The organism is Streptomyces sp. NPDC087310 (assembly GCF_044744405.1).
In the GTDB taxonomy this organism is placed as follows: Bacteria; Actinomycetota; Actinomycetes; order Streptomycetales; family Streptomycetaceae; genus Streptomyces.
In genome coordinates this window covers 68,066-91,875 of the sequence record NZ_JBIUYF010000005.1, presented here as the reverse complement: position 1 = coordinate 91,875, position 23,810 = coordinate 68,066, and the positions used below count along the sequence as shown (strand labels likewise).

The window sequence follows — 23,810 nt, the reverse complement described above, 5'->3', positions numbered from 1 at the left end:
GCTGGAGACGGAGGAAGGCTGCACATTAACACGGGATTCACGTGATCTTCCGACACTCGCTGCCATGACGCATCCCCTGAACCCCGATGCCCCCAGGACCGCGCTGCGCGTCGAGAACGCCACCCTCGTCGACGGCACCGGAGCCGCCCCCGTCACCGACGCCGTCGTGATCGCGGACGCCGATGGAACGATCACCTACGCCGGTCCCGCCGCGACGGCGCCCCCGGCGCTCCCCGGGGCCCCCGGGTCGGCCGGGTCGGCCGGGTCCGGAGCGGCGGGCGGTACGACCGTCGTCGACGCGGGCGGGCGCACCGTCCTGCCCGGCTTCTTCGACTGCCACGTCCACCTCGCGTACGCGCACGGCGCCCACCCCGGCCGCCGCGGCGAACTCGACCCGGTCCTCGTCACCCTCGACACCGCGGCCCGGCTTCGCCAGACCCTCGACGCGGGCATCACCACCGCCCGCGACCTGGCCGGGCTCTCCGCCGGCTTCCGTACCGCCGTCGAGTCCGGCCGGATCGTCGGCCCCCGGCTGCACACCGCCGTACGGGTCATCAGCCACACCGGCGGACACGCCGACGTACGCCTGCCCGACGGCACCGACCTCAGCGGCGGCATGTCCGAACTCGCCGACTCCGTGGACGAGTCGCGCCTCGCGGTACGGCGCGTACTGCGCGAGGGCGCCGACCTCGTGAAGATCTGCGCCACCGGCGGCATGGGCAGCCCGTACGACCAGCCCGACGACGAAGGGCTGCTGGAGGAGGAGATCCGGGCGGTCGTCGACGAGGCCAGGCGCCACGGGAACAAGCCCGTCGCCGCGCACGCCCAGGGCAACGCGGGCATCCTCAACGCGATCCGCGGCGGCGTCACCAGCATCGAGCACGGGTACGGCATGGACGACCGGGCCATCGAGATGGCCGGCGAGCGGGACATCTTCGTCGTCCCGACGCTCTCCACGGTGTACGCGGGCATCAACAAGGACACGATGGCGCCGTACCACTACGAGAAGAAGGTCCGCTGGTCGGGCCTGACCAAGGAGAACATCGCCCGCGCCATCGCCCGCGGCTCCCGGATCGCGCTGGGCACCGACGCCGCCGTCGGCCCGCACGGCCAGAACCTGATGGAGCTGAGCTATCTGGTGGACCTGGGGATGAGCCCCATGGACGCCATCGTCGCCGGTACCCGCACCTCCGCCGAACTCCTCGGCCTGGCCGACCGGTTGGGCACGCTGACCGCCGGGCGCACCGCCGACCTGGTCATCGCCGACGGCGATCCGCTCGCGGGCATCGGAGTGCTGGGCGACCCCGCGAACATCGTCTGCGTCGTCCAGGACGGGCGCGTACGCAAGGACACCCTGGGCACGTCTTCTCTGGCTTCTCCGGACCGGAGGGAGCCATGACGAAGACGGTACCGACCGGCGCGCCCGCCCCGGAGCGGGAACAGGACGAAGGGCAGGAGCAGGAGTCCCGTACCGGACTCGACCGTGTGCTCGCCACCATCGAGCGCGCGGGCAACGCCCTCCCCAACCCCATCGCCCTCTTCGCCTCGCTCTTCGTGCTCCTGGCGGTCGTCTCCACCGTCCTCGCCCTCGCGGACGTCGCCGTCGAGGTGCCCGGCACGGACGAGACCAAGACCGTCAACGGGCTGCTCAGCGGCGCGGGTGTGGCGTGGCTGCTGGAGAACCTGGTCCCGAACTTCGCGACCTTCCCGCCCATCGCGGCCGTACTGGTCATGATCATGGCGGTCGGCCTCGCGGAGAAGACCGGACTCCTGGAGACGGTGATGCGGGCCACCCTGGCCCGCGCGCCCCGCTCCGTCCTGCCGTACGCCGTGGCCCTGATCGCCTGTCAGGCGCACCTCATGAGCGACGTCGCCAATATCGTCATACCGCCACTCGCGGCCATGGTCTTCAAGAGCGCGGGCCGCCACCCCGTCGCCGGCCTGATCGGCGGTTTCGCCTGTGTGGGCGCCGGGTACGCCGCCGGGTTCACCATCGGCTCGCTCGACGCCCTGTACGTCGGCATCACCCAGCAGGCGGCGGCGGTGCTCCCCGGTGCCGAGTCGCTCCACATCCACCTGCTCATCAACTACTTCTTCACCGCCTCCAGCAGTCTGGTGCTCGGCGCGCTCGGCGGCTTCCTCATCAGCCGCGTACTGGAGCCGCGCCTCGGCCCGTACACCGCCGCCGGTGACGAACCCCCGCAGGAGGACCTGACCCTCACCGGCGCGCAGCGGCGCGGTCTGCTGTGGACCGGGCTCGTCCTCGCCGGGTACGCGGCGGTGGTGCTCGTCCTGTGGCTGCCCTCCGGGGCCCCGCTGCGCGGCGAGGGCGGGGCGTTCGTGCCCTCGCCGGTGCTGAGCGGGATCGTCCCGATCCTGTTCGGCGCGTTCCTGCTGGCCGGGCTCACGTACGGGGTCACGGTCAAGGCGCTGACCGGCACCGAGGACGTGGTCACCGCCATGTCCGACTCGGTCAGGAACATGGCGGGCTACGTCGTCCTGATGTTCGTCGCCGCCCAGGTCATCGCCGTCTTCAACTGGTCCAACGTCGGTGTCCTGCTCGCCGTGAAGGCCGCCGCGCTGCTCAACTCCGTGGGTCTCACGGGGTTCTGGGCCGTCGTCGCCTTCGTCGTACTCGTCGCCGTCCTCAACCTCTTCATCGTGTCGGGGTCGGCGCTCTGGTCGCTGGTCGGGCCGGTCTTCGTACCCGCGTTCATGCTCCTCGGGATGAGCCCGGCGCTCAGTCAGGCCGCGTTCCGTATCGGCGACTCGGCCACCGGCATCATCACGCCGATGAACCCGTACCTCTTCCTGCTGCTCGCCATGCTCCGCCGCTACGAACCCGACGCCCGCCTCGGCACCCTCATCTCCCGGCTCGCCGTCTTCGTCGTCCCGTTCCTGGTGGTGTGGCTGGCGATCCTGGGGATCTTCTACGGGTTCGGGCTGCCGCTCGGACCGGGTGCGGAGATCGGCCTGGACGCGCACACGAACACGAACGGCGGCTGACCGATCGACCGACTGACCGGCTGACTGACCGACCGACCGACCGACCGACGGAGCGGCACCCGCACCCCGTATCTCCGTCAGGCCGCTACTCCTTGGTCAGGCTATTTGGTCAGGCCCCGCTCGGCCGTCCACTCCCTCGCCACGTCCTCCGGGTCCTTCTTGTCCTTGTCGACCTTGCGGTTCAGCTCCGTCAGATCCTCCGTCGACAGCGCGTTGCCCAGCCGCGCCAGCGCCTTGCGCACCGTCGAGTCGGCCTTGCGGTCGGCGATCAGGGGGACGATGTGCTGCCCGGGGATCAGGTTCTTCGGGTCGGTGAGCACCACCCAGCCCTCGTCGGCGATGTCCGTGTCCGTGGTGAAGAGGTTGGCGACGTCCACGTCCCCCTTCCTCAGTGCCCCCTTGACCAGCGGCCCCGAGGAGTCCAGCGACTTGAACTCCTTGAACTCCACGCCGTACACCTCCTTGAGCCCCACGACACCCACCACCCGCTTCTTCACCTCGGGCGCCGCCCCGATGACCAGCTTCCCGTTCTGCTTCTTCAGGTCCGCCAGCGTCCGCAGCCCGTACTTGTCGGCGGTCGCGCGCGTGACGGCGAAGGCGTCGGAGTCCTCGGCCTTCCCGTACGGGAGGATCTGGAGCCCCGCAGGGAGGACGACGGCCAGGGCGTTCTGCATCTCGCCCTCCTCCGCCGCGGTGGCCTTGGGGGAGAGGTAGTGGAGCAGCGCGCCCTGGTACTCGGGGAGCAGATCGATGTCGCCGCCCTTGAGCGCGGGGATGAGGATCTCGCGGGTGCCGAGACCGGGGCGGACTCTCGTCTTCACCCCGGCGGCGCCGAGGACGGACGCGTAGAGGTACCCGAGGATCTGGTTCTCGGTGAAGTTGGCTGTGCCGATGGTGAGGCCGTCCGCGCTGGACCCGCCGCCTCCGCTCCCGCCTGCCGAACTCTGGCCGTCGAGGGAGGTGATGCCGCCGCTGCACGCGGCGAGCACGGGGACGGAGGCCGCGGCGAACAGGCCGCCGAGGAGGGTGCGCCGGTTCATCGGTGCGTTCATTGGAAGGGCTCCCGGGAGGGGTACGGAGGAGGGGCGGAGGGGGAGGGGGAGGGGGAGGAGAGGGCGGTCACGCGGGGCGTCACACGGGTTGTCACGCGGGCTGTCACACGGTCTGTCACGCGGGCGTGCGGTGGCGGAACAGGACGCGCTGGAGCCCGGAGAGCGCCAGGTCCAGTGCGACGGCGACCATCGCCACCAGCACCGCCCCGCCCAGCACCTGGACGAGGTCGCGCTGCGCCAGGCCGTCGAAGACGTACCGGCCCAGGCCGCCGAAGCTGACGTACGCGGCGATCGTCGCCGTCGCCACCACCTGGATCAGCGCGAGCCGCAGCCCGGTCATGATCAGCGGCAGCGCGAGCGGGATCTCGACCTGGAACAGCACCTGGTGGCCGCGCATGCCCTGGCCCCGCGCCGCGTCCTTCACCTCGGGGTCGATCGCGCTCATCCCCGCGTACGTGTTCGTCACGATCGACGGGACCGCGAGGGCGACCAGCGCCACGTACACCGGGGTCATGGAGAGCCCGCTGGCCAGGAAGACCAGCACGACCAGACCGACCGTCGGCAGGGCGCGGCCGAAGGAGGCCAGGTTGATGGCGACGAACGCGCCGCGCCCCGTGTGCCCGATCAGCAGCCCGACGGGCAGCGCGATCACGGCGGCGATGAGGGTCGCCAGCAGCGAGTACTGGAGGTGCTCGGCGAGCCGGTGGCCGATGCCGTCGGACCCCGCCCACTGCTCGCTCGCGGTCAGCCAGGAGCCGAGGTTCTTGAAGAGTTCGTACATGCCGGGGTCACGCCTTCCCGCTCGATGACCGGGTCCTGGGACGACTGGGCCGTCTCGTCCAGGGGGTGAGTACGTACTGCACGCCGACCAGAGCCGCGTCCGCGACCAGCGCGAGCAGCAGGGTCAGGACGACGCCGGCCACCACGGGGGTGGGGAAGTTGCGCTGGAACCCGTCGGTGAAGAGCTGGCCGAGGCCGCCGTCACCGATGTACGTGGCGACGCTGACGAGCGAGATCGACATGACCGTGGCGATCCGCACACCCGCCATGATCACGGGGAGGGCGAGCGGCAGCTCGACGGTGAGGAGCGTACGGAGCGGACGCGTCCCCATCGCCACGGCGGCCTCGCGGGCCTTGGCCGGTACGGAGTCGAGCCCTTCGACCGTGTTCCGCAGGAGGACGACCAGCGTGTAGATCGTCAGGCCGATGACGGTGGTGGTCCTGGTCAGCCCGGAGACCGGCAGGAGGAGCACGAAGACCGCGATCGACGGGATCGTGAACAGGACGTTCGAGAGCCCGAGCAGGAAGCCCCGCAGCGGGCGCACCCGGTGCGCGAGGACGGCGAGGGGGAGGGAGATCAGCAGCCCGAGGAGTACGGAGGTGAGGGCGGCCTGGAGGTGCGAGAGGGTGAGGGTGGTGAGATCGCCCGCGTGGTCGGATATCCACGACCATTGGATGGTCATACGGCCGCGTCCTTGGCCAGGCCCTCGGGGGCCGCGTCGGTGCCTGTGCCCGCGTTCGTGTCCCCGTCCGGCTTCGTGCCCGCGTCCGTGTCCGCGTCCGTGGCGGACGTGTTCTTCGCCACGGATGTCGCGGAGTCCCTCGTCGCGTTCTTCGTCGCGCCGAGCTCCTTCGTCGCGCCGAGCTCCTTCGTCGCGCCGAGCTCCTTCGTCGCACCGAGGTCCTTCGGCGCCGCCTCCGTCGCCGCCTCCCGGTGGCTGCGGCCCGCGTGCTCGTGGATCGCCTCGCGTGAGGTGACCCCCGTCAGCACGCCCTCCGCGTCGACCCGGGCTATCAGCCCCGTGGGCGAGGCGATCGACTCGTTCAGCGCCGCGAGCAGCGAGTCCGTGTCACGCAGCGGCCGTACGGGGGCGAGGGTCTCCCCGCGTGCCGAGCCCGTGGCCGAGCCCGAGCCGGAGCCCGCGCCGGAGCTGTCGGGGTCCAGCCAGCCCAGCGGCTCGCCCTTCGCGGAGACGACCAGATGCGGCCCGCTGCCACGCGCGGGCATCGGCGCGTCCTCCCGTACCGTCGTCGCCCGCTGGACCGGCACCCGTGCGAGCGTCGTCAGCGACAGCAGCTTCAGCTCGCGCTCCGCGCCGAGGAAGTCCGCGACGAACGCGTCCGCCGGGCGGGCCAGCAGCTCGGCGGGTGCGGCGCACTGGACGAGGTGGCCGCCCGTACGGAAGACGGCGATGCGGTCACCGAGCCGTACCGCCTCGTCGATGTCGTGTGTGACGAACGCGATGGTCTTGTTCAGCTCCTGCTGGAGGCGGAGCAGCTCGTCCTGGAGCTGGGTCCGTACGACCGGGTCGACCGCGCCGAACGGTTCGTCCATCAGCAGCACCGGCGGGTCGGCGGCGAGCGCCCTGGCCACGCCGACGCGCTGCTGCTGGCCGCCGGAGAGCTGGTGCGGGTAGCGCTTGCCGGCGTCCGCCGTCAGCCCCACCGTCTCCAGCAGCTCCGCCGCCCGCGTCCGCGCCTTCCTGCGGCCCCAGCCGAGCAGCAGGGGCACGGTCGCGATGTTGTCCAGGACGGTGCGGTGCGGGAAGAGCCCCGCCTGCTGGATGACGTAGCCGATGCCGCGCCGCAGCTCGGCGGCGTCCTGGTCGAGGATGTCCTTGCCGCCCAGCCGGATCGTGCCGGAGGTCGGGTCGACCATCCGGTTGATCATGCGGAGCGTGGTGGTCTTGCCGCACCCGGAGGAGCCGACCAGCACGGTGATGCCGCCCTCGGGCATCTCCAGCGTCAGGTCGTGGACCGCCGTGGTGCCGTTGGGGAAGCGTTTGTTCACCGCGTCGAATGTGATCATCAGTAGTCCCTTGAGTCGGCCTGACCGCGTCCCGTGCCCGCGTCTCTTGCCTCGCTGCATATAGTCATGCAGAGTTCTTGTTCTCTGAATAGATTGTCAATGCCTGCGCGTAAATCACAGGTTACGGATGACCGCAGGGCGAGACGTGAGGTCCGAAAAGAGGCGTTTGAGCATGATGTCGTCCCGCATGACGGACTCAGAGAGTGGTGAGGGTACGAGTCCGGCCACTACGACTATTCCATCCATTGTCGTGCTCGACGGACAGAGCCTCCCGGTGGCCGACATCGTCCGACTCGCCGACGGCGCCGCCCGTCCGGTACCCGGGACCGAGGCGATCAAGCGCGTCGAGCAGAGCTGGCACGTCGCCCGCGAGCTGGCCGCCTCCGGGCGGGTGTACGGGCGCTCCACCGGCGTCGGCGCCAACCGCACCGAGGCCGTGCCCACCGAGGCCGCCGCCGACCACGGGCTGCGCCTGCTGCGCAGCCACGCCGGCGCCATCGGGGATCCGCTGCCCGCCCGCGAGGTCCGCGCCATGCTCGCCGTCCGCGCCAACCAGCTCCTGGCGGGCGGCGCCGGGCTGCGGCCCACCGTCGTCACCGCGCTCTGCGACGCCCTGGAGTCCGGCGCGTACCCGCTGGTGCACGCGTTCGGCTCGGTCGGCACGGGCGACATCGCCGCCCTCGCGCAGATGGGCCTCGCCCTCGCCGGGGAGCACCCGTGGCGGCTCGCCGAGGGGTACCCGGGGAGGGGCGGGCAGCCGCCCGCCGCCCAGGCCCTCGACAACAACGACGCCCTCGCCCTGATCAGCAGCAACGCCCTGACCCTCGGGCAGGCGGCGCTCGCCCTGCACGAACTGCGCCGCCTCGTCGCCGCCACCGAGCTCGTCGCCGCCCTCTCCCTGCTGGCCGTCGACGGCTCGTACGAGGCGTACGCGGAGCCTGTGCACGCCGCGCGCCACCACCCCGGCTCGTACGCCGTCGCCGCCGACCTGCGCGCGATACTCGGTGCCCCTGAACGCCCGGGGCCGCCGCTCGGCCGCATCCAGGACCCGTACGGCTTCCGCTGCGTCCCGCAGATCCACGGCCCGGCCCGCGACGCCGCCGACGCGCTGGAGCGCGCGCTCGCCGTCGAGATCAACGCCGCCGCCGAGAACCCGCTGATCCGCCCCGGCACGGACGAGGACCCGCTGCCCGCCGCCTACCACCACGGCGGCTTCTACCTGGCGCAGATCGCCCTGGCGCTCGACCACTTCAGGCTCGCGCTCGTCCAGACCGCGCGGCTCTCCACATCCCGGCTCTCCGCGCTCAACGAGCCCGGCTTCACCCGGCTGCGCCCCTTCCTCGCCGACGCGGAGCCCGCCAGCTCCGGCGTGATGATCCTGGAGTACGCGGCGGGCGCGGCCCTCGGCGACCTGCGGTCGTTCTCCGCGCCCGCCTCGCTCGGCCACGCGGTGCTCTCCCGGGGCGTGGAGGAACAGGCCAGCTTCGCTTCCCTGGCCGCCCGGCAGACCCTGCGTCTCGCCGACCCGTACCGCCTGGTCGTAGGGTGCGAACTCGTCGCCGCCGTACGGGCGTTGCGCCAGCGCGGGCTGCGTCCCGAGCCGGACCTGCCGGTCGGCAGGGCGTTCACGCTGGCCGAGTCCGTACTCGACGAGGAGGTGGGGGACCGGCCGTTGACCGATGATGTGACGGCGGCGGCCACCCTGCTCGACCGGTTCACGGAGCTGACGAACGACCTGACCGCCCACCCGCCGGCCACGGCGGACCACGACGGATCCCACGACCGGTACCACGGGTACTACGACCGGTCCTACGACCGTTTCCACGACCGATCCCACGACTGACCCCACGACCGATCCCACGACCGTTTCCACGACCGATCCCACGAAGGGAATTGAGGGAATCTCGCATGAGCGACAGCCCCGCCGCCCGCCTCCAGCAGCTCTTCGAGGGCCACCGCCTCACCCCCACCCAGCGGCGCATCGCGCACAGCATGGTGCGCCAGGCGGTGGACGCGCCGTTCCTGTCCAGCGTCGAGCTGGCGGAGCTGGCCGGGGTCAGCCAGCCCTCCGTCACCCGCTTCGCGGTCGCGCTCGGCTTCGACGGCTACCCCGCGCTGCGCCGGCACCTGCGGGAGGTCGCGCCGGGTGAACGGGCCGAGGGGGAGACCCCGTACAACGAGTACCAGCAGGCCGTGCGCGGCGAGATCGAGAATCTGCGCCGGCTCGCCGAACTCCTCGCCGACCCCGAGCCCGTGGAGCGCGCGGGCAAGCTCCTCGCGGACTCCCGGCCGCTGCCGGTGCTCGGCCTGCGGGCGGCCTCCTCGCAGGCGCGCGGCTTCGCCTACTTCGCGGCCAAGGTCCACCCGGACGTCCGGCTGCTGGACGAGGGCGGCACGATGCTCACCGACCGGATCGACACGGCGCGGGGCGCGGGCGCGAGCGCGCTGCTCTGCTTCGCGCTGCCGCGCCATCCCAAGGAGGTCGTGGACGCGCTGGCGTACGCGCGCTCGGCGGGGCTGACGGTGGTGACGGTCGCTGACTCGGCCTTCGCCCCGGTCGCCGCCCACAGCGATCTGCTGATCCCGGCGGCGGTCGGCACGGGCCTCGCCTTCGACACGGCGTGCGCCCCGATGCTGCTCGGCCGGGTGCTGCTGGAGGCCATGTGCGACGGGCTGCCGGACGCGCAGGCGCGTCTGGAGGAGTTCGACGCGCGGGCGGCGGCCCGGGGTCTCTTCGTGGAGTGAGGAGGCATGAAGGGGGCGTGAGGGGAGGCGTCCGCTCCGCCGGTTCTCAGGAAACGCTCAGAGTCCGTCATTAACCTGCCGCCACACAGTTGGCAGCACGCTTGAGGAGGCGGCAGGCCGTGGGGCGCGCAGGACAGTCTCTGGTACGGGTGGCGGTGGTCGTACGGGCCGGGGCGGCCCCTTTGTGGTGGCTGGGGGTGCTCGCCGCCGGGATCGGGTTCCTGATTCCCGGGCTGACCGGACGCCGCGTCGGCGGGTACGCGGGGGCCGCGCTCTTCCTGGTGTGCGCCGCGCTGGTCGCCCTCGTACGGAAGGGCCGGTACACCGCGTGGGCCGACGCCGCGACGCGCGCCGGGAAGTTCGACTTCCTCCAGGACCGGTCCGTGACGGTACGGAACTGGCGGCGCGCCCACCGGTGGTGGCTGCTCGGGGCGTTTCTCGTGGCGGTGGGATTCTCGTTCGCGGTGCCCGTCGCCGGGGGCCTGGCCCTCGCCGGCGCGGGCGCCGGGCTGTGGCTCAAGGCGGGCTGGCTGGGGCGGCGCGAGGAACGGGACGACGCGCTGCTGTGGGTACGTACGGACTGGGCCGGAGCCGGCCGGCCGGTCGGCGCGCGGGTGAAGGGCTACCGGACGACGGGGCTGGGCGCGGGCGACGCCGTGCCCGGCGGGGCACGGCGCCGTCGCTGAACGGGTTCAGAACGGTTCTGAACGGGTTCAGGGACCGGTTCGGAACGGGTTCAGGGCCGGTTCGGAATCGGCTCGGCACCGGCGGCGAACCGGCACCGAACCGGATCAGACCTCCAGGCTGGACTCGATCCTGCCGAGCTGGTGGCGGGCCATCGCCAGGTTCGCCCGCGACTTGTCCAGCGCCAGGTAGAGGAACAGTCCGCTGTTGCCACGGCCCTTGAGCAGCCGGATCAGGTGGTACTGGCTGCCGAGGGTGATCAGGATGTCCTCGATCTCGTCCTTGAGGCCGAGCAGTTCCATGGTGCGGACCTTCGACCGGACCACATCGGTGTTGCCGGCCGCGGCGACGGTCAGGTCGAGATCCTTGCTGCCGCCGACCGTACCGAGGGCCATACCGCTGGAGTAGTCGACGAGGGCGGCCCCGAGGACCCCTTCGATGGTGGTGACCGCTTCTTTGAGGGCGGCTTCGGTGTTGGCCATGAACGTCGCACTTCCTTTCCGTCGTACGGGCGTCCGGGGTGTTCCGGACGCCCGGGGGGCGCGTGTTCTGCGTGAGGGGGAGGGGGTGGAGGAGCTTTCGGAACCGGCGGAGCCTGCGGAGCTGTTGCTGTTGCTGGAGCTGGAGCTGGAGCTGGAACGGGGCGAGGGGCGCTGGGAGTTGGAGGAGGCCATGGGTCAGGCGTTCTCCAGCCGTTCGAGGGCGCCGTCGACCAGTTCGCCGATCCGGGCGCTCGAACGGCGCGCCTCCAGATGGAGTCTGCCCACATTGGTCCTCGGTTCCGCCAAAAGTGTCAGTACCGCCGAAGAACCCGCCGCGTACGTCGCCACGTACCCCAGCTCACCCCGGATCAGCAGCTCCTTGAAGGCGCCCTGCCCGGTGGAGTCCGTGAGCCGCATGGCGACGCCCAGCGCGGCGGCGGTGAGCGCGGCGACCCCCTCGGCCTCCACGTCCGCGGTGTCCTGGGCCAGCACCAGACCGTCGGTACTGGCCGCGAGGGACCCGGTGAGGTGCGGGAGTCGGGCCCGAAGGCGCCTGAGTTCACCGAGCACGTCGGCCTCCGCTGTCATGAGCTGTCTCCTCTCGGCGCGCGCCCGCAGAGCACGCCTCATGACGCCGTGGCGCGGCCTGCTCGGACCGGGCCGTACGGCCCCTGTCCCGGCCGGGGACCCTCGGAGTCTCGGTGGATGGGACGGAAGGTCACAGGGTTGCCTCCAGTGCGTCGCGGAGCCGGCGTAACAGGGCGATGTCCGGGGCCGCGGAGACCGTCGCGATCCAGGAGGGAACCGTCGCGTGGGGGACCGACGACGGGTCGTCGGGTGTCTCGACCAGACCCGCGGCGGCCAGCCTGCGGATGTCGAGAAGGGTGTGGAACGCGGGCCGCCCCAGCGTCCAGGCGATGGCCACCGGGGTCCGTACGCCGTCCGCCAGCTCCAGCAGGGCGCGCTGTCTGCGGGTGACCGTCTGGCCGGGAGCCGGTCTTCGGGCGACCACGGGGGCGGTGTCGACGGCGGCGTACGGCCAGACCTGGTCGAGGAGTTCGCGCCGCCGCAGGGTCTCGCGCTCCACGGCCGTCGCGGTGACGGGCCGTACGGAGCCGAGCCAGTGGGCCGCTCCGTAACGGAAGCGGGTGGGGCCGCCGGTGGGGGCGAGGGCGAAGAAGGCGGCGTCGAAGAGCGCGCCCGTATGGGCTATCTCCAGCTCGCCGTTGTGGAGCCGGCCGCTGTCGACGAGGAACCTGCCGACCTCGCGGCGGGTGCCCGCCCGGTCCACGGCCTCCTCCCACCCCGCCCGGGGCAGCCGGCCGCCGGCGGTGAGGAGGACGTCGATGCCGGGGGCGGCGGGGCTCTCGGCGTGCACGACGCGGCCGTCGGTGAGGTAGAGCGTGCCGTGGTCACGGAGGAGGGCGCCGGTGGCGCGTTCCCCGGCGAGCCGCACGAGCATCGGGGAGACGGCGGAGTGGCCGGAGGGGAGCGGGGGTCCGGAGGGCAGCGGGGGTCTCGCGGCGGTCATCCCAGCACCAGCCGTTCGGCGAGGCGGCCGAGGCGTAATCGGGCGAGGGCGAGATTGCCGGTGTCGCGGTCCATCCAGAGATGCAGGAAGACGCTGCTGTCGAAGGTCGTCTCGACGAAGGTGAGGATGTGGTAGCCGGTGCGAGTGGTGACGATGAGGTCCTGGACGGGGGGCCCTTTGCCGCCCTCGCCTTCTCCGTCGTCGTCGCTCTCACGCGTGTCCGTGCCGTTCGCGGCGGGCCCGTCCGTCGCCTGGGACGCCTCGGACGCTTCTGACGGCGCGGGCGGCGAGGGTGGTGCCGGTGGTGACGCTGGTGCCGGAGCTTCGGGTGCGAAGGCCGTGTACTCGGCGGCGGCGCGGGCCAGTTCGGCCGTCTCGGCCGCCGTGGCCTCGTGGTCGCCGTTGGGCGACTGTCCCGCCGTGCCGAGCGCGAGTCCGCTCGTCCAGTCGACGATCGCCGCGCCGCGCGCTCCCGGCAGGCTCATGGCCTCTTCCAAGCACGCATCGATTCCGGGCACGCGGACTCCCCTCCCAGCCGGGCGTGCGGGCGCACTGCCGTACAGCAGTAACCGCGAGGTTACGCAACGTCCGCGCGAGGGGTGGGCGTTCTGGCATTTTCCATCGGAACATGCGCGCGATTCCGAGGTAGTTGATATGAAGAAGGCTGGATGTGATGGGTCCGGCCCGGTCGTGCCCGCCGTGACGCCGAGGCGCTCCGCTCCTCAGTCCAGCAGCGCGTCGCCGTACGCGCCGCCCGACTCGGCCACGATCTCGTCGGTGGTCTGCTGTTCTCGTACGGTAGCGAAGCGCACCTCGGCACCGGTACCCGCTTTCACGACAAATCCGTGAATCCCAGGCCGGGCAAGGCTGTTGTAGGAGTAATGGGCGGTGAAGAAGTACGCCCCCGTGTCGAGCGCGGCGACCAGATCGCCCTGCTCCAGCAGGGGCGCCGGCCGGTTCTCGGCGAGCAGATCGCCCGCGAAGCAGGCGGGCCCCGCGATGTCCTGCGCCACGACGGGGCCCGTCCTGGGCCGCCCCTCGGCGTCGTACGCGGCGATACGCACTGGCCAGGAGGCCGGCGCGTAGACGGTACGGGTGGCGACCTGCGCGCCAGCGTGGGTCACCGCGATGGGCCGGCCCCCGGCGGACTTGGCGTATTCGACGCGCGTGAGGACCGTGCCGTGCTTGGCGAGCAGCGAACGGCCGAACTCCGTCACCAGCCCGTACCGCCCGTCCAGCATCCCGGGCACGGTGTCCCTGAGGAGCCGGGCGTACGCGGCGTAGGTGGGCGTCTCCTCGTCGGAGGCGAAGTTGACCGGGAGGCCGCCGCCGATGTCGAGGGTGTCGATCTGCCGGCGGCCGGCCGCCGCGTTGATCTCCTCGGCCAGCTCGTAGAGGGTCCGTACGCCCTGGGCCATCAGATCGAACGGGATGCCCTGCGAGCCGGAGTGGGTGTGCAGCCGGGTGAGCCACGGGCGGTCCAGATAAGCCTGGATCACCCAGGCGCGGGCGCCCTCGTCGCGCAGCGCGACGCCGAACTTTGAGGTGGCGGTCGCGGTGGACAGCGCCCCGATGGACCCGGCGCCGAGCTGCGGATTGACCCGCAGCCCGCAGGGCGGGGCGGCCGGCGCGGAGTGCGGTGCCGCGCCGGCGGGGGTCGCGGCGGCGGGGGCCGCGGCGACCAGGGCGTCGAGGCGGGCCAGCTCCTGCGGATTGTCCGCGTTGACGGCGATGCCGAGGGCGAATGCCTCGCGCAGCTCCGCGGTGGTCTTGGCGGGGGAGTCGAGGACGGTGCGGTCGGCCCGTACCCCCGCCGCCCGCGCGAGCGCCAGCTCCCCGGGGCTCGCGACCTCCGCGCCGATGCCCTCCGCCGCCAGCAGGCGCAGCACGGGCACGAGGGGCGCGGCCTTGACGGCGAAGGCGTGCAGCACGGGCGTGCCGGGGGCGGTGACCTCGGCGAAGGCGGTACGGAGCGCGGCGGCCGAGGAACGGATTCCGGCCACGTCGAGCAGGGCGATGAGCGGGGTCGCGTCGCTGATCAGCCCCTGCTCCACCGCGGCCCGTACGGCCCGGTCGCGGCGGGCCGCGGGGGAGTGCGGGGGCGTCTCCTGAGGCATGTCTGAGGGCATGGACGCCAGCCAATCATCCGGGGGCCCGCGGTGCAGTGGTTGACTACTTCTATTCATCCGGACAGGATGTGAATAGATTATTCAACAAGAGCGTCACGGAGGAGGCACCGCCATGTCAGGAACGTCAGGACCCCGCCCCGTACGGGCACCGCGCGGTACGGAACTGAGCGCCCTGGGATGGCAGCAGGAAGCCGCCCTCCGCATGCTCCAGAACAACCTGGACCCCGAGGTCGCGGAACACCCCGACAAGCTCGTCGTCTACGGCGGCACCGGCAAGGCCGCCCGCGACTGGCGCTCCTTCGACGCCATGGTCCGTACGCTGCGCACCCTCAAGCAGGACGAGACGATGCTCGTCCAGTCCGGCCGGCCCGTGGGCGTCATGCAGACCCACGAGTGGGCGCCGCGTGTGCTGCTCGCCAACTCCAACCTGGTCGGCGACTGGGCCAACTGGGAGGAGTTCCGGCGGCTCGAATCCCTCGGGCTCACCATGTACGGCCAGATGACGGCCGGGTCGTGGATCTACATCGGCACGCAGGGCATCCTCCAGGGCACGTACGAGACGTTCTCGGCCGTCGCCGCGAAGAAGTTCGGCGGCACGCTCGCCGGGACGATCACCCTCACCGCCGGTCTGGGCGGCATGGGCGGCGCGCAGCCGCTCGCCGTGACCATGAACGACGGGGTCGCGATCTGCATCGACTGCGACCCGCGCGCCATCGACCGCCGTATCGAGCACCGCTACCTCGACGTGCGCGCCGACAGCCTGGACCACGCGCTCCAGCTCGCCACCGAGGCGCGCGACGCCCGCCGTCCGCTCTCCATCGGGCTGCTGGGCAACGCGGCGGAACTGCTTCCGCGCATGCTCGCCGAGGGCGCGCCCATCGACATCGTCACCGACCAGACCTCCGCCCACGACCCGCTCGCCTATCTGCCGCTCGGCGTCGACTTCGACGACATGGCCTCGTACGCCGCCGAGAAGCCCGCCGACTTCACCCAGCGCGCCCGTGAGTCGATGGCCCGGCACGTCGAGGCGATGGTCGGCTTCATGGACGCGGGCGCCGAGGTCTTCGACTACGGCAACTCCATCCGCGGCGAAGCCCAACTGGCCGGATACGACCGCGCCTTCGCCTTCCCCGGCTTCGTGCCCGCCTACATCCGGCCGCTGTTCTGCGAGGGGAAGGGCCCGTTCCGCTGGGCGGCGCTCTCCGGCGAGGCGTCGGACATCCACAAGACCGACCGGGCGATCCTCGACCTCTTCCCCGAGAACGAGTCCCTCCACCGCTGGATCAAGATGGCGGGCGAGCGCGTCCACTTCCAGGGCCTGCCGGCCCGGATCTGCTGGCTCGGCTACGGCGAGCGCGACAAGGCGGGCGAGCGCTTCAACGACATGGTCGCCTCCGGTGAACTCGCCGCGCCGCTCGTCATCGGCCGGGACCACCTGGACTGCGGCTCGGTTGCCTCCCCGTACCGCGAGACCGAGGCCATGCTCGACGGCTCCGACGCCATCGCCGACTGGCCACTCCTCAACGCCATGGTCAATGTCGCCTCCGGCGCCTCCTGGGTCTCCCTCCACCACGGCGGCGGCGTCGGCATGGGCCGCTCGATCCACGCGGGCCAGGTCACGGTCGCCGACGGCACCCCGCTCGCGGGCGAGAAGATCCGCCGCGTCCTCACCAACGACCCCGGCATGGGCGTCATCCGCCATGTCGACGCCGGATACGACCTCGCGGAGACGGTCGCCGAGGAGCGCGACGTCCGCATCCCCATGAGGGAGGACGCCCGGGAGGGCGCCAGGGGCGACGCCCGGGACGACGCGTCCGCCGCCGCGCCGGCCGAGGACGCCACCGCATGACCTCCCCCGAACCGCGCCCACCGGCCCCCGCCCGGCCCTCCGACCCCGCCTCCTTCCAGGAGATGTGGCGCGACCTCGCCCCCCTCGGCCGCGACCCCGGCAGCGGCGGCTACCGCCGCTACGCCTGGACCGCCGCCGACACCGACTGCCGCGCCTGGTTCCGCGCGCAGGCCGAGGACCGGGGGCTCACCTACGAGGTCGACCGCAACGGCAACCAGTGGGCCTGGCTCGGCGACCCCCTCGCCGGGGACGCCGTCGTCACCGGATCGCATCTCGACTCCGTACCCGACGGCGGCGCCTTCGACGGACCCCTCGGTGTCGTCTCCTCCTTCGCCGCGCTGGACGAACTCCGGCGCAGGGGGGCGCGGTTCACCAAGCCCCTGGCCATCAGCAACTTCGGCGACGAGGAGGGCGCCCGCTTCGGTCTCGCCTGCGTCGGCTCCCGGCTCGCCGCCGGGCGGCTCACCGCCGCCCAGGCCCATGAGCTGCGCGACGGCGACGGCATCCCGCTGCCGAAGGCGATGGAGGACGCCGGGTACGACCCCGCCACCCTCGGGCCCGACCCCGAACGCCTCGCCCGGATCGGGGCGTTCGTCGAGCTCCACGTCGAGCAGGGGCGCGCCCTCGACCTCTCCGGCGACCCCGTGGGCATCGCGTCCGCGATCTGGCCGCACGGCCGCTGGCGCTTCGACTTCCACGGCGAGGCCAACCACGCGGGCACCACCCGTCTCGCCGACCGCCGCGACCCGATGCTGACGTACGCCGAGACCGTCCTCGCCGCCCGCCGCGAGGCGGAACTCGCCGGGGCCCTCGCCACCTTCGGCAAGGTCTCCGTCGAGCCCAACGGCGTCAACGCCATCCCCTCCCTCGTCCGCGGCTGGCTGGACTCCCGCGCCGCCGACCAGTCCGCCCTGGACACCGTCGTCGCCGCGATCGAGGCCGCCGCCCGAGAGGCCGCGGACCGCACGGGCATCGACGTACAGGTCGTACGGGAGTCCTTCACCCCCGTGGTCGAGTTCGAGCACGCCCTGCGGGACGAACTCGCCCGGATCCTCGGAGACCGCCCCGGAGCCGACCGTCCCGAAGCCGACCGCCCCGGAGCCGGGCGCCGCGGGATCCCCGTGCTCGGGACCGGCGCCGGACACGACGCGGGTATTTTGTCCGGCTCCATCCCGACCGCCATGCTGTTCGTACGGAACCCCACGGGCGTCTCCCACTCCCCGGCCGAGTCCGCGACCGAGGACGACTGCGCGGCCGGGGTGCTGGCCCTCGCCGACGTACTGGAAGGACTCGCGTGCCCATGACGCAGCCGACCGCCGCCCCGGGCAGGACCCAGGTCACCACCCGGCCCGGGACGTCCACCGGGACCACCGGACCCGATGCCCCGCCCGAACCGGCCCGCACCTACTGGCTGGAGCACGCCTGGCTCACCGACGGTCGGCCCCACGTCGAGCCCGGGGTCACCGTCGGCGTCACGGACGGCCGGATCACCGACGTACGCACCCAGGTCACGACCCCGCCCCCGGGCGCCACCGTCCTGCGCGGCCTGACCCTCCCGGGTCTGGCCAACGCCCACTCCCACGCCTTCCACCGCGCCCTGCGCTCCACCGTCCAGGTCGGCTCCGGCACCTTCTGGACCTGGCGCGAGATCATGTACGGGATCGCCGCCAAGCTCACCCCCGACTCGTACTTCACCCTCGCCCGCGCGGTCTACGCCGAGATGGCGCTGGCCGGCATCACCTCCGTCGGTGAGTTCCACTACCTCCACCACGCGCCCGGCGGCACGCCCTACGCCCATCCCAACGCCATGGGCGAGGCCCTGATCGCGGCGGCGGCCGAGGCCGGGATCAGGATCACACTCCTCGACACCGCCTATCTCTCCTCCGGCATCGCGAAACGGCGCGGCGGCGAGCCCCCCGAGCGGCATCAGCTCCGCTTCTCCGACGGCGACGCGACCGCCTGGGCCGAGCGCGCCTCCGACCTCGCCTCGGCCGTCAAGGACAGCGACCAGGCGCTGATCGGCGCGGCCATCCACTCCGTACGCGCCGTCCCGGCCGAGCAGCTCGCCACCGTCGCCGCCTGGGCCGAGGAGCGGCGAGCCCCGCTCCACGTCCATCTCTCCGAGCAGACCGCGGAGAACGAGGCATGTCTCGCCGTCCACGGCCGCACCCCCACCCGGCTCCTCGCCGACCACGGCGTGCTGGGCGCCCGTACCACCGGTGTCCACAACACCCACCTCACCGACGAGGACATCGCCCTGCTGGGCACCGCGGCCACCGGCACCTGCATGTGCCCCACCACGGAGCGCGATCTCGCCGACGGCATCGGCCCCGCCGAACAGCTTCAGCGCGCGGGCTCGCCGCTCTCGCTCGGCAGCGACAGCCATGCCGTCATCGATCTCTTCGAGGAGGCCCGCGCGATGGAGCTGAACGAACGGCTGCGCTCGCGGCGCCGCGGGCACTGGACGGCGGTCGCGCTGCTGCGCGCGGCCACCGCCGACGGCCACGCGGCCCTCGGCCGGCCCGACGCGGGCCGTATCGAACGCGGCGCGCTCGCCGACCTCGTCACGGTCGCGCTGGACTCCGTCAGAACAGCGGGTTCGCTGCCACGGCTCGGAGCGGAGACCGCCGTATTCGCCGCCTCCGCGGCCGATGTACGCCATACGGTCGTGGGTGGCCGTCATGTCGTACGCGACGGAACCCATGCCCTGATCGCCGACGTCCCGGCAGCCCTCGACCGGTCCATCGCCGCCCTGCGCGGCTGACCCCCCGGCCCGCGCCGCCGCCCCCACGGCCGAAGCCGCCGACACCCCGGCCCGCGCCGCCGAAGGAGAGCATTCCTCCCATGACGACGACCACGACCGTCATCACCAACATCGCCAGTCTGGTCACCAACGACCCCTCTCTCGGTGACGGAACCTCCATCGGTCTGATCCAGGACGCGGCCGTCGTCATCGACGGCGACCGCATCGCCTGGGTCGGTGAATCAAGCAAAGCACCCGCCACTGACAATGCCGTCGACGCCGGTGGCCGGGCCGCCCTCCCCGGCTTCGTGGACTCCCACTCCCACCTGGTCTTCGCGGGCGACCGGACCCAGGAGTTCAACGCCCGTATGTCCGGCCGTGCCTACTCCGCCGGCGGCATCCGCACCACCGTCGCCGCCACCCGCGCCGCGACCGACGCCGAGCTGACCGCCAACGTCGCGCGCTACCTCGCCGAGGCGCTCCGTCAGGGCACCACCACGCAGGAGACCAAGTCCGGCTACGGGCTGACCGTCGCCGACGAGGCCCGTGCCCTCCGTATCGCCCGCGAGCAGACCGACGAGGTCACCTATCTCGGCGCGCACATCGTCCCGCCCGACCACGCCGCCGACCCGGCCGCGTACGTCGACCTCGTCACCGGCGAGATGCTGGACGCCTGCGCCCCGTACGCCCGCTGGATCGACGTCTTCTGCGAGCAGGGTGCCTTCGACGGCGACCAGGCCCGCGCGATCCTCACCGCGGGCCGCGCCAAGGGCCTGCACCCCCGTGTCCACGCCAACCAGCTCTCGTACGGCCCCGGTGTCCAGCTCGCCGTCGAACTCGACGCCGCCTCCGCCGACCACTGCACCCACCTCACGGACGCGGACGTCGACGCCCTCGCGCACGGCGCCACCGTGGCCACGCTGCTGCCCGGCGCCGAGTTCTCCACCCGTGCCGCCTGGCCGGACGCCCGCCGTCTGCTCGACGCGGGCGCGACCGTCGCGCTCTCCACCGACTGCAACCCCGGTTCGTCCTTCACCTCCTCGATGCCGTTCTGCATCGCCCTCGCCGTACGCGACATGGGCATGACCCCGGACGAGGCCGTCTGGTCGGCGACGGCGGGCGGTGCGGCCGCCCTGCGCCGGACGGACATCGGCCGCCTCACCCCCGGCGCCCGCGCCGACCTGGCCCTTCTCGACGCCCCGAGCCATGTCCATCTCGCCTACCGGCCCGGGGTCCCCCTGGTCTCCTCGGTCTGGCGGAGCGGCACCCGCGTCCACTGACACCGCTCCGTCGAAATGAGGTCTCTCACCCCTTCAGTGCGGCTATCTCGTCGATCCTCGGCCGCAGTTTCCGTACCGCCAGAGTCTTCGCGTACGGCCGCAGCCTCCGCCGCATCGTCTCGAAGTGCTCGTCCCCCCGGGCCGACGAGACGTGCTCGTAGTCGTCCAGGAACTGCCACCAGCTCCCGCACGCCGCCTCCAGGTGCCCCAGCTCCAGTTGGCGCTGGGCCAGGACGGCGAGGAAGTGGACCCGGCCCTGCCGCTCGTGTTTCTGCTGCACCTGAAGGGACTGCTGGAGCGCGGTGATCGAGCCCGGCAGGTCCTTGAACTCGTACAGCACGTGCGACACATGGAAGAGGTACGCGGTCCTGTCGTAGCCCCCGATCGACTCACGCCGGTTGTCCGCCTTGGTCAGGGCGGCCTCCGTCTGGCGCAGCCGGCCGAACGCCTGCCGCTTGTCCCCCACCATCGCCGCCGCGTGCGCCTGCTGCCCGGACAGGAACGCCTGGAGCCGCGGTTCGGCCTTCGGCGACGCCTCGGCGGCCGAGTCGGCCAGCTCCAGCGCCCGTTTGCCGTACCCGAGGTTCGACGCCTGGAGCGACATGCCGCGCAGCGTCCGGCAGTACGTGACATGGTCCCCGGCGGAGCCGGCCAGCTCCAGGGCCCTGAGGTAGTACTGCTGGCCCAGTCCGTGCGCCCGCTCGTACATCGCCATCCAGCCGGTCAGGTAGACCAGGTCGGAGGCGGCGGCCAGCATGTCGTTGCGTACGGACTCGACGGCCTCCGCCTTCAGCCACGGCATGACCGTGTTCACCAGAAAGGCAGCGGCCATCGGGCGCGCGTGACCACCCCCGAGTTCATCCAGAATGTCCGCTATCCGGTCCGTCATTGTGCGTACGGCCTGTACCTGCGGCGCCCCGATACGTACGGTCCGCTTCCCCGGAGCGGGCGTAGAGGGGGCTGCCGCGTGGGCCAGATCGGGGAAGAGCGGAACGACGACGGCGGCGGAGAACAGCCCTGCGGCGATCAGGCCGCGCCGTGACGGATCCATGTCTGCTCTCCCCATGTCGACCAGTTCTTCGAGCGTGTTGACACCGGAGGTGCCGGAGACGCCGGAGACACCGGAGGAGCCGACGGAACCGGCGGAACCGAAGGGGCCCGAGGGACCGGCGGCGCCGGAGCCCGAACGGCCCGAACGGCCCGGCGATTCCCCGGCCGACGAGGAGAAACGAGCGGACGGTACGACGGGAAGACCGGCCTCCGAGTGGGTGACCGGGCGTCCGAGTTTCCGTGCGAAAGCCTCCACGATCAACGGCCTGACCTGGTCCTTGGGCATGGTGCCCGCGACCCAGTGGGAGACCGCCGACTGGTCGTAGTGGAGTTCGAGCCCGGCCTCGGCGCCGATGCGGTTGATGATCAGTGCGAACTGTGCGCGGGACCACTTCGCCTGCGCCAGCAGACCGGCCAAACCGGTGTTGGGTGTGCGGGAATTACTCGCCATGTGTCCAACTCCCCCAAGCGTTCATGGCTTTCATCATCAGACTGTTCCCCACGGTACTCGTGGAGGGTCTTCAGGCTGTTTTCTGTTCAACAGGGCCAAGCAGCACAGCACACGAAGACGGGGGCCAAGGTGAACACAGTGACAGACAACAGAACAGGTGGCACAGCCGAAAACGCGCACACCACCTACACCGCCGACTCCACGCAGACTCCGCACACTTCACACACTCCGCACGACCGGCACGCCGTCCGGAATCACGCCGTGGACCACAACGCCATAGGTCTCGACGCCGATCGCGCACTGGCGCCGCATCGCATGATGCCGCCGCCCGCCGAGATCGCGGACCTCACCGACCGGCTCGTCGGCCACGGCGCGGGGCTCGTCTCCCTCGTCGAGGCGATCCCCGAGGACGAGCACACCGTACGGACCAAAGGAGCGCTCAAGGACTGGTACGACCTGACCGACAGCGGGCCCGGTGCGGGCGCCATGGCCAACTGGGTCCACATGCGGGCACTGGCGCGCATGTGCCGTACGTTCATGGACTACCTGCGGGAGCGCGAGCGCGAAGGCCGGTACCGGCCGTGAGCCCAGAAGGGAAACAGCAAGCCTGGTTCGTGATCGCGGTCTGCACCCTGGGACTGACCATCGCACTCGCCGTGGGGCTGCGCCTGTAAGGCGGAGGCGGCCCCACGGCGGAGGCGGCCCCGTATGCAGACCCGTAGGCCGGCATGCCAGACCCGTAGGCCGGCATGCAGACCCGTAGGCCGGCGGGGAAGGTCAGGACGCCGACCGCCCCAGCACCACCGGAAGTTCCCGCACGCTGTTGCCCACGAAGCTGCGCTGGCGGGCCAGTTCCGTTTCCGGGACCGCGATCCTCAGGTCCGGGAACCGGGTGAACACCTGCCGCAGGGCGATCGTGGTCTCCATCCTCGCGAGAGGGGCGCCCAGGCAGTAGTGGGCGCCATGTCCCAAGGAGAGATGGCGCGTCGTGGAGCGCCGTGCGACATCGAAGCGGTCCGCGTCAGGCCCGTGCGCCGCGGCGTCACGGCCCGCCGCCGAGAACCCGGCCAGCACGGCTGTGCCGCGCGGGATCACCGTCCCGTCCACCGTCACGTCGCGCGTCGGATAACGGAACGGGAAGAAGCTGACCGGACTGTCCCAGCGCAGGGTCTCCTCGACCGCGTCCGCCCAGTCCGCGGCGCCGGTCCGGATCAGCTCCAACTGGTCCGGATGGGCGCACAGCGCGCGGACCGCGTTGGTGATCAGGTTCAGGGTCGTCTCATGTCCGGCGACGATCATCACCAGCATCGTGCCGATGAGTTCGTGCTGAGTGAGCCGGTCGCCGCCGCCCGCCGACTCGGCGCTGTCACCTTCGCTTCCGTCGTCGTCCCGCGAGGCGATGAGGGCGCTGGTGAGGTCCCGACCCGGGCGTGCCCTGCGGGACGCGGCCACCGCGCCGAGCACGGCCACCATCTCCCGGTTCGCGGCCACCGCCTCCTCCGGGGCGATGTCCGTACTCACCAACTGCGTCGAGAGCGTGTGCAGCCGGTCCCGGAACTCCGCGTCCACCCCGAGCAGTTCGCTGATCACGCTCATCGGCAGCGGGAGCGCGAAGTGCCGGCGCAGGTCCACCACCGCGTCGTCCGCCGCTGCCGCCGCCGCGGCCATCCCGTCCAGCAGCTCCGCCGTCAGCCGCTCGACGCCCGGCCGCAGCGCCGCCACCTGCCGCGCCGTGAACGCCTTGCCGATCAGCGACCGCAGCCGCCGGTGCTCGGCGCCGTCCGCGGTGACCATGCCCGGTACGGTCGCGAAGGTCGTCAGCGGCCAGCCCACCGGGATCCGCCCCTCCTGGAGCGCCGCGAAGTGCTCGGCGTTCTTGGCGACATCCGGGTGGCCCATGAACTCCTTCAGCGCCTCGTGCCCGAGGACCGCCATGCCCGGGACGTCGCCGGGCAGCACGACCTCGGCGACGGCGCCCCGCGCGAGCATCTCGGCGTTG

21 protein-coding genes are annotated in these 23,810 nt (G+C 72.1%); 10 read left to right on the top strand and 11 right to left on the bottom strand.

The window, feature by feature from the left end; genetic code table 11:
* The first annotated feature begins 64 nt into the window (after positions 1 to 64).
* Together ACIO3P_RS19655 and ACIO3P_RS19650 are read left to right on the top strand one after the other, a co-directional pair.
* On the top strand, positions 65 to 1,399 hold the full coding sequence (locus tag ACIO3P_RS19655; protein WP_401852648.1) for an amidohydrolase family protein: 1,335 nt from the start codon (positions 65 to 67) through the stop codon (positions 1,397 to 1,399).
* Complete coding sequence (locus ACIO3P_RS19650) at positions 1,396 to 3,006, top strand: AbgT family transporter (protein ID WP_329823462.1); 1,611 nt, start codon at positions 1,396 to 1,398, stop codon at positions 3,004 to 3,006. The genes ACIO3P_RS19655 and ACIO3P_RS19650 overlap by 4 nt, the downstream gene beginning before the upstream one ends.
* Before the next feature lie 101 nt (positions 3,007 to 3,107).
* Here ACIO3P_RS19650 and ACIO3P_RS19645 read toward each other — a convergent pair whose 3' ends face one another.
* The 4 genes from ACIO3P_RS19645 to ACIO3P_RS19630 form a co-directional block, all read right to left on the bottom strand.
* Positions 3,108 to 4,046: an ABC transporter substrate-binding protein gene (locus ACIO3P_RS19645; protein WP_329823560.1), complete on the bottom strand. Its 939-nt coding sequence runs from the start codon at positions 4,044 to 4,046 to the stop codon at positions 3,108 to 3,110.
* A 127-nt stretch (positions 4,047 to 4,173) separates the two neighbouring features.
* Complete coding sequence (locus ACIO3P_RS19640; protein ID WP_329823464.1) at positions 4,174 to 4,839, bottom strand: ABC transporter permease; 666 nt, start codon at positions 4,837 to 4,839, stop codon at positions 4,174 to 4,176.
* 7 nt (positions 4,840 to 4,846) lie between these two features.
* Entirely contained in the window at positions 4,847 to 5,521 is a 675-nt protein-coding gene (locus ACIO3P_RS19635; RefSeq protein WP_329823466.1) for an ABC transporter permease, read from the bottom strand.
* Positions 5,518 to 6,867 (bottom strand): ABC transporter ATP-binding protein, encoded by a 1,350-nt coding sequence (locus tag ACIO3P_RS19630; protein ID WP_401852646.1) that lies wholly within the window; start codon positions 6,865 to 6,867, stop codon positions 5,518 to 5,520. Before ACIO3P_RS19630 ends, ACIO3P_RS19635 begins: the two co-directional genes overlap by 4 nt.
* A gap of 175 nt (positions 6,868 to 7,042) precedes the next feature.
* On the opposite strand from ACIO3P_RS19630, the gene ACIO3P_RS19625 reads away from it, so the two are divergent.
* The 3 genes from ACIO3P_RS19625 (at position 7,043) to ACIO3P_RS19615 (ending at position 10,298) form a co-directional block, all read left to right on the top strand.
* Entirely contained in the window at positions 7,043 to 8,710 is a 1,668-nt protein-coding gene (locus ACIO3P_RS19625) for an aromatic amino acid ammonia-lyase (protein ID WP_401853237.1), read from the top strand.
* A gap of 65 nt (positions 8,711 to 8,775) precedes the next feature.
* Complete coding sequence (locus ACIO3P_RS19620) at positions 8,776 to 9,612, top strand: MurR/RpiR family transcriptional regulator (RefSeq protein ID WP_329823470.1); 837 nt, start codon at positions 8,776 to 8,778, stop codon at positions 9,610 to 9,612.
* Between the two features lie 119 nt (positions 9,613 to 9,731).
* Complete coding sequence (locus ACIO3P_RS19615; RefSeq protein WP_329823472.1) at positions 9,732 to 10,298, top strand: hypothetical protein; 567 nt, start codon at positions 9,732 to 9,734, stop codon at positions 10,296 to 10,298.
* A gap of 105 nt (positions 10,299 to 10,403) precedes the next feature.
* On the opposite strand, the gene ACIO3P_RS19610 is transcribed toward ACIO3P_RS19615, so the two are convergent.
* From ACIO3P_RS19610 to ACIO3P_RS19590, 5 genes are all read right to left on the bottom strand, one after another.
* Complete coding sequence (locus ACIO3P_RS19610) at positions 10,404 to 10,778, bottom strand: hypothetical protein (RefSeq protein WP_329823473.1); 375 nt, start codon at positions 10,776 to 10,778, stop codon at positions 10,404 to 10,406.
* 195 nt (positions 10,779 to 10,973) lie between these two features.
* Positions 10,974 to 11,408 carry a roadblock/LC7 domain-containing protein gene (locus tag ACIO3P_RS19605; protein WP_329823474.1) on the bottom strand — a complete coding sequence of 145 codons (435 nt, stop codon included), beginning with the start codon at positions 11,406 to 11,408 and terminating at the stop codon, positions 10,974 to 10,976.
* Between the two features lie 88 nt (positions 11,409 to 11,496).
* Positions 11,497 to 12,309: a transcriptional regulator gene (locus ACIO3P_RS19600; protein ID WP_329823475.1), complete on the bottom strand. Its 813-nt coding sequence runs from the start codon at positions 12,307 to 12,309 to the stop codon at positions 11,497 to 11,499.
* Positions 12,306 to 12,827 carry a hypothetical protein gene (locus tag ACIO3P_RS19595; RefSeq protein WP_401852644.1) on the bottom strand — a complete coding sequence of 174 codons (522 nt, stop codon included), beginning with the start codon at positions 12,825 to 12,827 and terminating at the stop codon, positions 12,306 to 12,308. Before ACIO3P_RS19595 ends, ACIO3P_RS19600 begins: the two co-directional genes overlap by 4 nt.
* A 204-nt stretch (positions 12,828 to 13,031) precedes the next feature.
* On the bottom strand, positions 13,032 to 14,438 hold the full coding sequence (locus ACIO3P_RS19590) for a diaminopimelate decarboxylase (protein ID WP_329823479.1): 1,407 nt from the start codon (positions 14,436 to 14,438) through the stop codon (positions 13,032 to 13,034).
* A gap of 112 nt (positions 14,439 to 14,550) precedes the next feature.
* Between ACIO3P_RS19590 and hutU the strand changes: the two genes are divergently transcribed.
* From hutU to hutI, 4 genes are all read left to right on the top strand, one after another.
* The gene (gene hutU, locus ACIO3P_RS19585) at positions 14,551 to 16,287 is read left to right on the top strand and encodes a urocanate hydratase (RefSeq protein WP_329823480.1); all 1,737 of its coding nucleotides are present in this window, start codon (positions 14,551 to 14,553) and stop codon (positions 16,285 to 16,287) included.
* Positions 16,284 to 17,591, top strand: coding sequence for an allantoate amidohydrolase (locus ACIO3P_RS19580; protein ID WP_401852641.1), 1,308 nt, complete (start codon positions 16,284 to 16,286; stop codon positions 17,589 to 17,591). The genes hutU and ACIO3P_RS19580 overlap by 4 nt, the downstream gene beginning before the upstream one ends.
* Entirely contained in the window at positions 17,588 to 19,051 is a 1,464-nt protein-coding gene (locus ACIO3P_RS19575) for a formimidoylglutamate deiminase (protein ID WP_329823483.1), read from the top strand. Before ACIO3P_RS19580 ends, ACIO3P_RS19575 begins: the two co-directional genes overlap by 4 nt.
* An 80-nt stretch (positions 19,052 to 19,131) precedes the next feature.
* Positions 19,132 to 20,310 carry an imidazolonepropionase gene (gene hutI / locus ACIO3P_RS19570; protein WP_329823484.1) on the top strand — a complete coding sequence of 393 codons (1,179 nt, stop codon included), beginning with the start codon at positions 19,132 to 19,134 and terminating at the stop codon, positions 20,308 to 20,310.
* A 25-nt stretch (positions 20,311 to 20,335) separates the two neighbouring features.
* Here the strand turns inward: hutI and ACIO3P_RS19565 are convergent, their stop codons facing one another.
* Positions 20,336 to 21,811, bottom strand: a complete 1,476-nt coding sequence (locus ACIO3P_RS19565) for a hypothetical protein (RefSeq protein WP_329823485.1) — start codon at positions 21,809 to 21,811, stop codon at positions 20,336 to 20,338.
* A 261-nt stretch (positions 21,812 to 22,072) separates the two neighbouring features.
* Between ACIO3P_RS19565 and ACIO3P_RS19560 the strand changes: the two genes are divergently transcribed.
* Positions 22,073 to 22,396, top strand: coding sequence for a DUF6415 family natural product biosynthesis protein (locus ACIO3P_RS19560; RefSeq protein ID WP_329823486.1), 324 nt, complete (start codon positions 22,073 to 22,075; stop codon positions 22,394 to 22,396).
* A 192-nt stretch (positions 22,397 to 22,588) separates the two neighbouring features.
* On the opposite strand, the gene ACIO3P_RS19555 is transcribed toward ACIO3P_RS19560, so the two are convergent.
* On the bottom strand, positions 22,589 to 23,800 hold the full coding sequence (locus ACIO3P_RS19555; protein WP_401853236.1) for a cytochrome P450: 1,212 nt from the start codon (positions 23,798 to 23,800) through the stop codon (positions 22,589 to 22,591).
* Positions 23,801 to 23,810 lie beyond the last annotated feature (10 nt).

What these genes read in the sequence shown, in the direction of transcription:
- ACIO3P_RS19655 (WP_401852648.1), top strand. Translation starts at nt 65, where the DNA reads ATGACGCATCCCCTGAACCCCGATGCCCCCAGGACCGCGCTGCGCGTC.
- ACIO3P_RS19650 (WP_329823462.1), top strand. Translation starts at nt 1,396, where the DNA reads ATGACGAAGACGGTACCGACCGGCGCGCCCGCCCCGGAGCGGGAACAG.
- ACIO3P_RS19645 (WP_329823560.1), bottom strand. Translation starts at nt 4,046, where the DNA reads ATGAACCGGCGCACCCTCCTCGGCGGCCTGTTCGCCGCGGCCTCCGTC.
- ACIO3P_RS19640 (WP_329823464.1), bottom strand. Translation starts at nt 4,839, where the DNA reads ATGTACGAACTCTTCAAGAACCTCGGCTCCTGGCTGACCGCGAGCGAG.
- ACIO3P_RS19635 (WP_329823466.1), bottom strand. Translation starts at nt 5,521, where the DNA reads ATGACCATCCAATGGTCGTGGATATCCGACCACGCGGGCGATCTCACC.
- ACIO3P_RS19630 (WP_401852646.1), bottom strand. Translation starts at nt 6,867, where the DNA reads ATGATCACATTCGACGCGGTGAACAAACGCTTCCCCAACGGCACCACG.
- ACIO3P_RS19625 (WP_401853237.1), top strand. Translation starts at nt 7,043, where the DNA reads ATGTCGTCCCGCATGACGGACTCAGAGAGTGGTGAGGGTACGAGTCCG.
- ACIO3P_RS19620 (WP_329823470.1), top strand. Translation starts at nt 8,776, where the DNA reads ATGAGCGACAGCCCCGCCGCCCGCCTCCAGCAGCTCTTCGAGGGCCAC.
- ACIO3P_RS19610 (WP_329823473.1), bottom strand. Translation starts at nt 10,778, where the DNA reads ATGGCCAACACCGAAGCCGCCCTCAAAGAAGCGGTCACCACCATCGAA.
- ACIO3P_RS19605 (WP_329823474.1), bottom strand. Translation starts at nt 11,408, where the DNA reads ATGAGGCGTGCTCTGCGGGCGCGCGCCGAGAGGAGACAGCTCATGACA.
- ACIO3P_RS19600 (WP_329823475.1), bottom strand. Translation starts at nt 12,309, where the DNA reads ATGACCGCCGCGAGACCCCCGCTGCCCTCCGGACCCCCGCTCCCCTCC.
- ACIO3P_RS19590 (WP_329823479.1), bottom strand. Translation starts at nt 14,438, where the DNA reads ATGCCCTCAGACATGCCTCAGGAGACGCCCCCGCACTCCCCCGCGGCC.
- hutU (WP_329823480.1), top strand. Translation starts at nt 14,551, where the DNA reads ATGTCAGGAACGTCAGGACCCCGCCCCGTACGGGCACCGCGCGGTACG.
- ACIO3P_RS19580 (WP_401852641.1), top strand. Translation starts at nt 16,284, where the DNA reads ATGACCTCCCCCGAACCGCGCCCACCGGCCCCCGCCCGGCCCTCCGAC.
- ACIO3P_RS19575 (WP_329823483.1), top strand. Translation starts at nt 17,588, where the DNA reads ATGACGCAGCCGACCGCCGCCCCGGGCAGGACCCAGGTCACCACCCGG.
- hutI (WP_329823484.1), top strand. Translation starts at nt 19,132, where the DNA reads ATGACGACGACCACGACCGTCATCACCAACATCGCCAGTCTGGTCACC.
- ACIO3P_RS19565 (WP_329823485.1), bottom strand. Translation starts at nt 21,811, where the DNA reads ATGGCGAGTAATTCCCGCACACCCAACACCGGTTTGGCCGGTCTGCTG.
- ACIO3P_RS19555 (WP_401853236.1), bottom strand. Translation starts at nt 23,800, where the DNA reads ATGCTCGCGCGGGGCGCCGTCGCCGAGGTCGTGCTGCCCGGCGACGTC.